Raw genomic sequence first — 12,015 nt, 5'->3', positions numbered from 1 at the left:
GGCTCCTCCGGCATTGTTGTGACGCTACTTTACACCCCTCAGCTCCACAGACCGAACGCCAGCAGCGCAGCCGCGCCAAGCCCCAGGGCCAGCGAGCAGCCACCCATGGAGAAGGCCGCACGACCGGTGCGGTACCAGCCTTGTTCACCCAGTTCGCGTGCCGGTGCCAGCAGGCTGCGCCAGTGCAGTTCGGTGGCGTGAAAGGCTTGCAGGTGGTCGGGTGACGCATCCAGCCAGCGGCGAAAATCGATGCGTTCGCAGGCGCTGGCGGCCGGACTTTGCAGGCGTACGTACCAGCGCGCGGCCTGGGCGTTGAGGGCAGTCGATTCGGCTGAGGTACTGAGCAGGGCTTCGATCATCAACTGCTCGACCCTGGGCAAGGGCAGAGTCAGCCGTGTGGCAATCAGGGCAAACTCCAGTTGGTCGAGGCGATTGAGCAGAAACACCTGTTGCGCCCGGCGCGGCAGGCGTCGCAGGCCATGCAGCAATACCTGGCTGGCAGGTTCATCGACAGCGCGCGGGCCGTGGTCAAGCGGCAGCAGTAGACGGCTCATGGAGATTCCTTGCAGAAGGGTGGGGGCATCTTCCGTGACGCGGCGCCAGCTTAATCTTAACGAGATTGATTCTCAAGTGCTGATTCGGCAAAACCTTGCAATATGCTTTTATCGGGCGATATGGGTTTGCTATCATCGCCGGCATTACAGCGGTAACCCTTCTTCATTAGCCTGAAGAGCCAAAAAAAAGACCCAGCAAAAGCTGGGTCAAAAACCGTGATTAGCCTGATGAGGAGATAGTCTGAAAGCCCGACCTGAGGGCCTTCGGATTATCCAGCGGGTCTCTCGACCTGCTGAGTGCAATAATAATCGTTATCATTTGGCAGTCAAATGATTTTTAGCGATGTGGCGAAAAAAAACGCCTGAGCACTTCCTGATTGCGGTTTTGCACCTTCCTCGCTGCCTGATGGCTGCCCTCGTTATTCACGTCAGTTGCGCATTCTTTTGCTCGAGCAGTGACCTGGCCATGTTGATCATGTGCATCAGGGCGTACATGACCTCCCGCACATTACCTTGCTGATGGCTTGCGCTGTCACAGGCCGTGGCCGCCGCGCTGCGCAGCAGATTCATCACATGGGCATCGACCATCTCGGGCGTCGCATCATCGCGTACCGCCCAGGGCGTGTTGTCTACGCTGGTGCTCGAAGGGGTCGGGTTGAGGTAATAATCCAGGGCGCGGCGGGCAGCCTCGCTGTCGAGATCCTTGTCTGAATATGTCGTGGGTTTCATCCTGTTACCAATCAGTTGTGAGTGAGACATGAATACCACTCGAATAATAGTACATGCCGTACTTGATTGGATGGTCACAAATACTACAATTTGTGTATTGAGCGCCTCGGGGCAGTCCGTATCGTGCGGGCGATGGATAAATGGATCGCGCTGGTAAAGCAAAAACTACGTGAACTCGGCCTTTCGCAGGAGCAGCTCGCCGAACGCATCGGGGTCACCCAAGGCGGTGTCGGGCACTGGCTGCGGGGTACCCGTACCCCCAAGGTCGAAATGATGAACAAGGTGCTGGTGGCCCTGGGCATGCCGCACCTGCAGGTTTCTCTGAAGATCCTGCCGGTGACGGGCGTCGGTGAGCGTGCAGGCACCTATGCCGGTGCGCCGAACGAGTCCGAGGTCGATGACAGCGGGCAGTACATCCTGTCGTTTCGCTACCCCGTGCTGGCCTGGGCTGAACTCGATGGGCCGTTGCCGCTCACCAGTATCGTTACCGAACAGACCGACTACTGCGCCCAGGGCAATGCGTTCTGGTTGCGGGTAGAGGGCGATCTGATGAGTTCGGCCACCGGCCCCAGCGTGCCAGAGAACATGCTGGTGCTGGTCGACCCTGGCGTGCCGGCAGCCCCGGGCAAGCTGGTCATCGCCCGCCAGGCCGGTACCTCGGCGATGTTTCGCCAGTTGGTCGAAGATGGCGGTCAGCGCTACCTGAAACCGCTCAACCCCACCTATCCCAAGCTGCTCTGCGGCGAGGGCTTTGAAGTGCTTGGCGTCGTGGTGCGTTCCCACGGCATGCATTGAGAGACCGCGGCCTGGCCAGGGCCGCGTCTGTTTCAGCTCGGTGTCAGCGCTACCAGCAGCGTGCCTTCACTGACCATGTTGCCTTCCTCACACATCAGCGCGCTGACCGTGCCCGCCTCGGGCGCGCGGATGCTGTGCTCCATCTTCATCGCCTCCAGCACCACCAGCGCGGTGCCGGCTTCTACCGTCTGACCCAACTCGACCAACACCCGCACGATGCTGCCGTTCATTGGTGCACTCAGCCCCCCCACACACGCATCTGCATGGCTTGCAGCCGCTGCCGGGTCGTCCAGCTCCACCTCATGCACTTCACCCTGCCACTGAAGGTACAGCGTATCGCCGTGCAGCTCGGTCAATGGCTGGCGCAGCCAGTCGATCTGGGCGAGCCCTCCACGCGGGTCGTAGTCCAGGCTGACCACCTGCCGTTGATCCTGGCTGCGCAGCGACAGCACGCCGCGTGCTGGCTGACCAAGGCGCAGGCCGCTGGGCTCGGTCCAGGGTGATTGGCCATCGTCGGCGCGGTGGACATAGCCGCGCCAGTGCAGCCAGGCCATGGCGGCGTTCTTCCAGAACTCGCTCGGCAGCGGCCCGCTGGGCGGCGGCAACAGTTCGGCGGCATGCCGGGCGATGAACCCGGTGTCCAGCTCGGCGGCGACGAAGGCGGGGTGGGCAAGAATGTGTCTGAGGAAACGCAGGTTGCTTCTTACCCCGGCGATTGCCATTTCTTCCAGCATCGCGAGCAGACGTTGCCGCGCCTGTTCGCGGTCTTGCCCCCAGGCGATCAGCTTGCCCAGCATCGGGTCGTAGTACGGCGAAACCGTGTCGCCCTGGTCCACGCCGCTGTCGATTCGACGGCCCTCGCCTGGCGCCGGTTCGCGGTACACCACCAGGGTGCCGGTGGAGGGCAGAAAATCCTGCTGCGGGTCTTCGGCATACAGCCGCACTTCAATGGCATGCCCTTGCAGCGGCACTTGAGCCTGGCTGATGGGGAGCGGCTCGCCACGGGCCACTTCGATTTGCCAGGCCACTAGATCGAGGCCGGTGATGGCTTCGGTGACCGGGTGCTCCACTTGCAGGCGGGTGTTCATTTCCATGAAGAAAAAATCGCCCCGGGCGTCGAGCAGGAACTCCACGGTGCCTGCCCCCACGTAGCCAATCGCTTGCGCTGCGCGCACCGCGGCCTCGCCCATGGCCTGGCGCAGGGCAGGGGACAGCCCCGGTGCCGGCGCTTCTTCGACGACTTTCTGATGCCGGCGCTGGATCGAGCAGTCGCGCTCGTGCAGGTACAGGCAATGCCCGTGCTGGTCAGCGAATACCTGGATCTCCACGTGACGCGGTTGCAACAGGTATTTTTCCAGCAGCATGCGCGCGTCACCGAACGCCGATTGCGCCTCGCGCTGCGCCGAGGCCAGGGCTTCGGCCAGTTGGTCTGGTTGCTCGACCACTTTCATGCCTTTGCCGCCGCCGCCGGCACTGGCTTTGAGCAGCAGTGGGTAGCCGATGGCGTCGGCGGCCTGCTGGAAGGCGCGCAGGTCCTGTGCCTCGCCGTGATAGCCGGGCACCAGCGGCACGCCGGCTGCGGCCATCAGCGCCTTGGCCGCCGATTTGCTGCCCATGGCTTCGATGGCGCTCACCGGTGGCCCGATCAGCAGCAGGCCGGCGTCGGCCACGGCTTGGGCGAACTGGGGGTTTTCGGACAAAAAACCGTAGCCAGGGTGAATGGCCTGGGCGCCGCTGCTGCGGGCGGCGTCGAGCAGCTTGGCGATGTCCAGGTAGCTTTCGCTGGCCTTGGCGCCGCCCAGGTCGACGCGCCGGTCGGCTTCGCGCACATGGCGCGCATCACGGTCGACGCTGCTATGCACGGCCACGGTGCTCAGGCCCATGGCCTTGGCGGTGCGCATGATGCGGCAGGCGATTTCGCCACGGTTGGCGACCAGCAGGGTGGTCAGGGTCGGTTGGCTCATGACTGCGGGTCCTGTGCGGTAATGCCGGCCTGCCAGGCCGGAGGGCGTTTTTGCAAAAAGGCCTGCAAGCCTTCCTGGCCTTCGGCGCTGACGCGAAGTTCGGCGATGCAGTGCTGGCAGGCCTGGCGCAGTTCGCTGCTCGGAGCGCCGCCTTCGACCTCGACCAGCAGCGCCTTGCTGGCACGCAGTGCCTGCGGGCTGTTGAGCAGCAGGTTGTCGACCCAGCGCGCCAGTTGTGCTTCCAGCTCGGTGGCCTCACACACTTCACTGAACAGCCCCAGTTGCCCGGCGCGCTCAGCGTCGAAACGCTCGGCGCTGAGGGCGTAGCGGCGCGCCGCGCGGGCGCCGATGGCGCGGGCCACGAACGGGCTGATCACCGCAGGCGCAAGGCCGATGCGCACCTCCGACAGGCACAGCGTGGCGTCACGGCTGCCCAGGGCCATGTCGCAGCAGCTGATCAGCCCCAGCGCACCGCCAAAGGCCGCGCCGTGGACCACGGCCAGGGTCGGCATGGGCAGGCCGTGCAGGCGATACATCACCTCGCCCAGGGCCTGGGCATCGCGCAGGTTGGCTGCGTAATCGAGCTGCGCCGCCGCGCGCATCCATTGCAGGTCGGCGCCGGCGCTGAAGTGCCGGCCGCGGCCGCGCAGCACGACGAACCTCAATGAGGCATCGGCGGCAAGCTGCTCCAGGGCGCGATTGAGCTCGGCGATCATCTGCCCGTCGAAGGCGTTGTGTTTCTCGGCGCGGTTCAGCCACAAGGTGGCGAAGCCGCGTGGGTCGTGAATCAGTTCCAGGGTGTCGAACAGGCTCATGGGCTTACATCCGGAAGATGCCGAAGCGGCTGGGGGCAATCGGGGCGTTGAGCGCGGCGGACAGTGCCAGCGCCAGCACGTCGCGGGTCTGCGCCGGGTCGATGACGCCGTCGTCCCACAGCCGCGCGCTGGAGTAGTAGGGGTGAGCCTGACGTTCGTACTGTTCGACGATCGGCTGGCGCAGCGTGCGTTCATCCTCGTCGCTGAACTCCTTGCCACTGCGCTCGCTCTGCTCGCGCTTGACCTGCACCAGCACGCCTGCAGCCTGTTCGGCGCCCATCACGCCGATGCGCGCGTTGGGCCACATCCACAGAAAGCGTGGGTCGTAGGCTCGGCCACACATGCCGTAGTTGCCGGCGCCGAAGCTGCCGCCGATGATCACCGTGAATTTCGGCACCTGCGCGCAGGCCACTGCGGTGACCAGCTTGGCGCCATGCTTGGCGATACCGCCTTCTTCATACTTCTTGCCGACCATGAAGCCTGTGATGTTCTGCAGGAACAGCAGGGGAATGCCGCGCTGGCACGCCAGCTCGATGAAATGCGCGCCTTTCTGCGCCGCCTCGGCGAACAGGATGCCGTTGTTGGCGAGGATGGCGATCGGGTAGCCGTGCAGGTGGGCGAAGCCGCACACCAGGGTGGTGCCGAACAGCGCCTTGAATTCATCGAACTGCGAGCCGTCCACCAGCCGCGCGATCACCTCGCGCACATCGAACGGCTGCTTGGCATCGCTTGGGATGACCCCGTACAGCTGCTCGGCGTCGTAACGTGGCTTTTGCGGGATCTGCGTGTGCAGTTGCCCGAGCTTGCGCCAGTTGAGGTTGGCGATGCAGCGTCGCGCCAGGGCCAGCGCGTGTTCATCGTTCTCGGCATAGTGGTCGGCCACACCGCTGGTGCGGCAATGCACGTCGGCGCCGCCCAGAGCCTCGGCGCTGACCACCTCGCCGGTGGCGGCCTTGACCAGTGGCGGGCCGGCGAGAAAAATCGTCGCCTGCTCGCGGACCATGATCGCCTCGTCGGCCATGGCCGGCACGTAGGCGCCGCCTGCGGTGCACGAACCCATGACCACCGCGATCTGCGGGATGCCCGCGGCGCTGAGGTTGGCCTGGTTGAAGAAGATCCGCCCGAAGTGCTCGCGGTCGGGGAAGACCTCGTCCTGGCGCGGCAGGTTGGCCCCGCCCGAGTCCACCAGATAGATGCACGGCAGGCGGTTCTGCTCGGCGATGGTCTGTCCGCGCAGGTGCTTTTTCACCGTCAGCGGATAGTACGAGCCACCCTTGACCGTCGCATCGTTGGCGATGATCAGGCATTCGACGCTCTGCACTCGGCCGATACCGACGATCAGCCCGGCGGCCGGTACGTCTTCGCCGTAGACCTCATGGGCTGCCAACTGGCCGATTTCGACGAAGGCAGAACCGGGGTCGAGCAGGCGGTCGATGCGCTCGCGCGGCAGCAATTTGCCCCGCGCGCTGTGACGCGCCTGGGCCTGGGCACCGCCGCCCTGGCTGACCTTGCTCAGCAGGGCGCGCAGGTCGTTGACCAAGGCCTGCATGGCGGCGCGGTTGGCCTGGAATTCGGACGATTGCGGGTTCAACTGCGACTTCAGAATCATGGCGTTCCTCTGCGGAGCTGCAAGGGTTGAGCGGCAAGCGGCGAGCTGACCTGCCGCCGGCTGCGAAGCCAGGCGTTCACATGGTCTCGTTGAACAGTTCGCGGCCAATGAGCATGCGGCGGATTTCGCTGGTGCCGGCGCCGATTTCGTACAGCTTGGCGTCGCGCAGCAGACGCCCTGCGGGGAATTCATTGATGTAGCCGTTGCCGCCAAGAATCTGGATCGCCTCCAGCGCCATCTGCGTGGCCCGCTCGGCGCTGTAGAGGATCACTCCAGCGGCGTCCTTGCGCGTGGTCTCGCCACGCTCGCAAGCCTGGGCCACGGCATACAGGTAGGCGCGGCTGGCGTTGAGCTGGGTGTACATGTCGGCGAGCTTGCCCTGGATCAGCTGGAATTCGCCGATGCTCTGGCCGAACTGCTTGCGGTCGTGAACGTAGGGAATGACCAGGTCCAGGCAGGCCTGCATGATGCCGGTCGGCCCGCCGGCGAGCACCACCCGCTCATAGTCCAGGCCGCTCATCAGCACCCGCGCGCCGCCGTCCACCTGGCCGAGTACGTTGTCTTGCGGCACCTCGACATCATCGAAGAACAGTTCACAGGTGTTCGAGCCGCGCATGCCCAGCTTGTCGAACTTCTGGCTGCGGGAAAACCCTTTCCAGTCACGCTCGACGATGAATGCGGTGATGCCTTTGCTGCCGCGTTCCGGGTTGGTCTTGGCGTAGATCACATAGGTATTGGCGTCCGGGCCGTTGGTGATCCAGGTCTTGCTGCCATTGAGCACGTAGCGGTCGCCGCGCTTGTCGGCGCGCAGCTTCATCGACACCACGTCAGAGCCGGCGTTGGGTTCGCTCATGGCCAGGGCGCCGATGTGCTCGCCGCTGATCAGCCGGGGCAGGTAGGTTCGCTTTTGCTGGTCGGTGCCGTTGCGGTTGATCTGGTTCACGCACAGGTTCGAATGGGCACCGTACGACAACGCCACCGATGCCGAGCCGCGGCTGATTTCCTCCATGACCAGCACATGGGCCAGGTAGCCCAGGCCCGCGCCGCCGTACTCCTCCGGCACGGTGATGCCGAGCAGGCCCATGTCACCGAACTTGCGCCACAGATCTGCGGGGAACTGGTTGTCCTGGTCGATCTGCGTGGCGCGCGGCGCCACCTCGGCGGCGACGAACTGGCGCACTTGGTCGCGCAGCATGTCGTGGGTTTCGCCAAGGGCGAAGTTGAGGGTGGGGTAATGCATGGCGGGCACCTTGTTGTTGTTCGGCGGTTGCTCAAAACCCTAGACCAAGATCAGCGCCACCTACCTTGAACGGAAACGGCGGGTGCGTATGGCTGGGATCAATTTCACCTTTACGTTAACGTAAACGTGCCTGCGGGTGCTGTCAAACGCTCAGTCACCTTTACGTAAACGTAAATATGCACCACAGTTATTGCCGCTTGCCTCAGCCATGCCCCGACACAATCACAACAAGGGATCATCATGCGCCAATCCAGTTACGTCCGCGGCCGGCAGGACCGCCCATTGTTGCAGCAGACCATCGGCCAGGCCTTCGATGCCACGCGTGCCCTTCACCCCGAGCGCGATGCCCTGGTGGTGCGGCACCAGAACCTGCGTTACACCTGGCATGAGCTGGGCGAGCAAGTCGACCTGCATGCCCGGGCGCTGCTGGCGCTGGGCATCGAGGTGGGCGAGCGGGTGGGTGTCTGGGCGCCGAACTGCGCCGAGTGGTGCATCCTGCAACTGGCCAGCGCCAAGCTCGGTGCGGTGCTGGTGAACATCAACCCGGCTTATCGGCTGGGTGAGCTGGAGTACGTGCTGCGCCAGTCGGGGTGCGCCTGGCTGGTGTGCGCCGGCGCCTTCAGGCAGTCGGACTATCACGCAATGCTCGGCGAACTCCTGCCGGGCCTGCGCGTGCAAGCGCCCGGCACGTGCCTGAGCGACGCGTTGCCCGAGCTGCGTGGGGTGGTCAGCCTGGCGGCGGCGCCACCTGAGGGCTTCGTGCCCTGGCACACACTGGCGGCCCGCGCCAGCGAGGTCACCGAGGCTGTTTATCAGGCGCGCCAATCCAGCCTCAGTCCCGAGCAGGCGGTGAACATCCAGTACACCTCAGGCACCACAGGCTCGCCCAAGGGCGCCACCCTGAGCCACCACAACATCCTCAACAACGGCTTCATGGTCGGTGCCAGCCTGGGCCTGAGCGCAACTGATCGGCTGGTGATTCCGGTGCCGCTGTACCACTGCTTCGGCATGGTCATGGGCAACCTGGCCTGCGTTGCCCACGGCAGTTGCATGGTTTACCCCAGCGAAGCCTTCGACGCCGAGCAAGCCCTGCGCAGCGTCGCCAACGAGCGTGCGACCGTGCTCTACGGCGTGCCGACCATGTTCATCGCCTTGCTCGACCATCCGCTGCGCACAACATTGGACTTGTCTTCCCTGCGCAGCGGCATCATGGCCGGGGCCACCTGCCCGATCGAGGTCATGCGCCGGGTCATCGAGCAGTTGCACATGCGCGAGGTGCAGATCGCCTATGGCATGACCGAAACCAGCCCGGTGTCATTGCAGACCGCCGCCAGCGACGACCTCGAACACCGCGTCAGCAGTGTCGGGCGCACCCAGCCACACCTGGAAACGCAGTTGCTCGATGAGCGTGGGCAGGTGGTCGCGCGCGGCGAGATTGGCGAGCTGTGCACCCGTGGCTACAGCGTGATGCTCGGCTACTGGGCCAACCCGCAGGCCACGGCCGAAGCGATCGATGCGCAGGGCTGGATGCACAGCGGCGACCTGGCAGTGATGGATGAGCACGGCTACGTGTCGATCGTCGGGCGCAGCAAGGACATGATCATCCGCGGCGGCGAGAACATTTACCCGCGCGAGCTCGAAGAGTTCTTCCACCGCCATCCGGCCGTGGCTGAAGCGCAGGTGGTGGGGATTCCATGTCCGACCTACGGCGAGGAAATCGTCGCCTGGATTCGTCTGCATCCAGGCCATGAAGTCGATGGCGAGACCCTGCGCCAGTGGTGCAAGAGCCACCTGGCGCACTTCAAGGCCCCGCGGCATTTTCGTTTCGTCGACAGCTTTCCGATGACCGTCACCGGCAAGGTGCAGAAATTCAGAATGCGCGAGATCAGTATCGAGGAGCTGGGGCGCGGCTGAAGCGCCGCGCAGTGTCAGCGTCTTGCACCACTGAGGGAGAAGGCCGCACTCACAAAGGAGTGGCCTTCATTGGCGGCTCATCACTGGGCGGATCGCCCACCGTCGGCGGTACGGTCGGCTTTACCGGCAGTTCATCGGGTTCTTCGTCGGGCACCGGCGGCGGCAGGCTGGGGTCGTCGATGTTCGGATCGGGGGTTTCCGGCGGGGTTGGAATGTTCATGACGGCACCTCTGGGTTTGGAGTGGGCGTTGCAGTGAACGGTTGTCTGGGTTAAGACCGACGTGCGGCCTGCCTGGCTCAATGTTTTTTTGAACCACGTGCTGGCCGGCCCGCTCTGAACCTTCACCGCCTCAGTCCCAGGGAGCAAGGTCCGATGTCAGGTAACGCGCCTTTTGAACACGTACCCACGGCCAACGATCACCCCGACCAGGCGATCAGCCTGGCCGAGGCGCTGATGGCGCCGCGGATCGTCATCGAAGATGTCCAGCCGACCCTTGATGGCGGCGCTTTCCCGGCCAAAGCCACCGTCGGCCAGCCGGTATCGGTATCGGCCAAGGTCTACAGCGATGGCCACGACCGTCTGGCCGTGATGCTGCACTGGCGCGCCGGCGGCCAGGGTGACTGGCACAGCACCAGCCTGATCAGCCAGGGCAACGACCTGTGGACGGGCGAGTTCACCCCCGAAGCGCTCGGTCCGCACCAGTTCCACCTGCAAGCCTGGATCGACCCCTACGCGACCTTCTGCTACGACCTGGAAAAGAAATTCCAGGCCGGTGTCGATGTGGCGCTGGAACTCGAAGAAGGCCGCCTGATGCTCGGCCATGCCAGCGAACGCTGCTCGGGCGATGTGCGCCAGCGCCTGGAACAGGTGCAGGCAAGCCTAGCCGGGCGTGAGCCGGTCGAGCAGGTGGCGCTGCTCCTGCAAGCCGACACTGCGCTGGCGATGGCCGACGCCGAGCATCGCAGCTACCTGACCCGCAGCGCCGAACTGCCGCTGGATGTCGACCGTGAGGCGGCGTTGTTCGCCAGCTGGTACGAGCTGTTCCCGCGCTCGATCACCGATGACGCCGAACGCCACGGCACTTTCGACGATGTTCACCAGCGACTGCCGATGATCCGTGACATGGGCTTCGACGTGCTGTACTTCCCGCCGATCCACCCCATCGGCACGCAGCACCGCAAGGGGCGCAACAACGCCCTCAACGCCCAGCCCGGTGACCCCGGCAGCCCGTATGCGATTGGCAGCGAGGACGGTGGCCATGAAGCCATTCACCCGCAATTGGGCAGCCGCGAAGACTTCCGTCGCCTGGTCGCTGCCGCCGCCGAGCATGGCCTGGAAATCGCCCTGGATTTCGCCATCCAGTGCTCCCAGGACCACCCATGGCTGAAACAGCATCCGGGCTGGTTCAGCTGGCGCCCCGACGGCACCATTCGCTATGCCGAGAACCCGCCGAAGAAGTACCAGGACATCGTCAACGTCGACTTCTACGCTGCCGATGCCGTGCCGTCACTGTGGCTGGCGCTGCGTGACGTGATCATCGGCTGGGTCGAGGAGGGCGTGAAGACGTTCCGCGTCGACAACCCGCACACCAAGCCGCTGCCGTTCTGGCAGTGGTTGATCGCCAACGTGCGCAGCCAGTACCCCGAGGTGCTGTTCCTCGCCGAGGCGTTCACCAAGCCGGCGATGATGGCGCGTCTGGGCAAGGTCGGTTATGCGCAGAGCTACACCTACTTCACCTGGCGCAACACCAAGGAAGAACTGCGCGAATACTTCGAGCAGCTCAACCAGCCGCCATGGCGCGATTGCTACCGGCCGAACTTCTTCGTCAATACCCCAGACATCAACCCGTTCTTCCTGCAGCAGTCGGGCCGCGCCGGTTTTCTCATCCGCGCCGCCCTGGCGACCATGGGCTCGGGGCTGTGGGGTATGTATTCAGGCTTCGAGCTGTGCGAGGGCGCCGGGCTGCCCGGCAAAGAGGAATACCTCGACTCGGAAAAGTACGAGATTCGCCCGCGCGATTTCACAGCGCCCGGCAACATCATTGCCGAGATCGCTCAGCTCAACCGCATCCGTCGGCAGAACCGCGCGCTGCAAACGCACCTGGGGGTGACTTTCCTCAACTGCTGGAACGACAACATCCTGTACTTCGCCAAGCGCACGGCAGAACTGGACAACTACATCCTCATCGCCATCAGCCTCGACCCGCACAACGTGCAGGAAGCGCATTTCGAGCTGCCGCTGTGGGAGCTGGGCCTGGATGACGGTGCCGACACCCAAGGCGAAGACCTGATGAACGGCCATCGCTGGACCTGGCATGGCAAGACCCAGTGGATGCGCATCGATCCCAATTACCAACCCTTCGGCATCTGGCGCATCCAAACGCTGGCGTGACCC

The 12,015-nt window shown here is 64.4% G+C and carries 10 protein-coding genes; 3 read left to right on the top strand and 7 right to left on the bottom strand.

Annotated elements, in window-relative coordinates; all coding sequences use genetic code 11:
* Positions 1-38 precede the first annotated feature (38 nt).
* Both H618_RS0103120 and H618_RS0103115 read right to left on the bottom strand, forming a co-directional pair.
* Positions 39-554, bottom strand: coding sequence for a DUF4880 domain-containing protein (locus tag H618_RS0103120; protein ID WP_028693676.1), 516 nt, complete (start codon positions 552-554; stop codon positions 39-41).
* 423 nt (positions 555-977) lie between these two features.
* Positions 978-1,283 carry a DUF6124 family protein gene (locus H618_RS0103115; RefSeq protein WP_028693675.1) on the bottom strand — a complete coding sequence of 102 codons (306 nt, stop codon included), beginning with the start codon at positions 1,281-1,283 and terminating at the stop codon, positions 978-980.
* Between the two features lie 132 nt (positions 1,284-1,415).
* Here H618_RS0103115 and H618_RS0103110 point away from each other — a divergent pair, with 132 nt between their 5' ends.
* Positions 1,416-2,078: a LexA family protein gene (locus tag H618_RS0103110; RefSeq protein WP_033727440.1), complete on the top strand. Its 663-nt coding sequence runs from the start codon at positions 1,416-1,418 to the stop codon at positions 2,076-2,078.
* A 32-nt stretch (positions 2,079-2,110) separates the two neighbouring features.
* On the opposite strand, the gene H618_RS0103105 is transcribed toward H618_RS0103110, so the two are convergent.
* From H618_RS0103105 to H618_RS0103090, 4 genes are all read right to left on the bottom strand, one after another.
* Positions 2,111-4,042 (bottom strand): acetyl/propionyl/methylcrotonyl-CoA carboxylase subunit alpha, encoded by a 1,932-nt coding sequence (locus tag H618_RS0103105; RefSeq protein ID WP_028693673.1) that lies wholly within the window; start codon positions 4,040-4,042, stop codon positions 2,111-2,113.
* On the bottom strand, positions 4,039-4,857 hold the full coding sequence (locus H618_RS0103100; RefSeq protein ID WP_028693672.1) for a gamma-carboxygeranoyl-CoA hydratase: 819 nt from the start codon (positions 4,855-4,857) through the stop codon (positions 4,039-4,041). The genes H618_RS0103105 and H618_RS0103100 overlap by 4 nt, the downstream gene beginning before the upstream one ends.
* Before the next feature lie 4 nt (positions 4,858-4,861).
* Positions 4,862-6,466, bottom strand: coding sequence for a carboxyl transferase domain-containing protein (locus tag H618_RS0103095; protein ID WP_028693671.1), 1,605 nt, complete (start codon positions 6,464-6,466; stop codon positions 4,862-4,864).
* Positions 6,467-6,542: 76 nt separating this feature from the next.
* A complete protein-coding gene (locus H618_RS0103090) occupies positions 6,543-7,706 on the bottom strand; it encodes an isovaleryl-CoA dehydrogenase (RefSeq protein WP_028693670.1) in 1,164 nt (387 codons plus the stop codon).
* 240 nt (positions 7,707-7,946) lie between these two features.
* Here H618_RS0103090 and H618_RS0103085 point away from each other — a divergent pair, with 240 nt between their 5' ends.
* The gene (locus H618_RS0103085) at positions 7,947-9,620 is read left to right on the top strand and encodes an AMP-binding protein (protein WP_028693669.1); all 1,674 of its coding nucleotides are present in this window, start codon (positions 7,947-7,949) and stop codon (positions 9,618-9,620) included.
* A gap of 49 nt (positions 9,621-9,669) precedes the next feature.
* Here the strand turns inward: H618_RS0103085 and H618_RS22910 are convergent, their stop codons facing one another.
* Positions 9,670-9,840 (bottom strand): hypothetical protein, encoded by a 171-nt coding sequence (locus H618_RS22910; protein ID WP_169338828.1) that lies wholly within the window; start codon positions 9,838-9,840, stop codon positions 9,670-9,672.
* A 153-nt stretch (positions 9,841-9,993) separates the two neighbouring features.
* On the opposite strand from H618_RS22910, the gene H618_RS0103075 reads away from it, so the two are divergent.
* Positions 9,994-12,012 carry an alpha-1,4-glucan--maltose-1-phosphate maltosyltransferase gene (locus tag H618_RS0103075; RefSeq protein ID WP_028693668.1) on the top strand — a complete coding sequence of 673 codons (2,019 nt, stop codon included), beginning with the start codon at positions 9,994-9,996 and terminating at the stop codon, positions 12,010-12,012.
* Positions 12,013-12,015: the final 3 nt, after the last annotated feature.

It is taken from the genome of Pseudomonas cremoricolorata DSM 17059 = NBRC 16634 (assembly GCF_000425745.1).
Taxonomy (GTDB): domain Bacteria; phylum Pseudomonadota; class Gammaproteobacteria; order Pseudomonadales; family Pseudomonadaceae; genus Aquipseudomonas; species Aquipseudomonas cremoricolorata.
The sequence above is the reverse complement of the archived record's forward strand: the minus strand, read 5'-3'. Positions and strand labels throughout refer to the sequence as shown.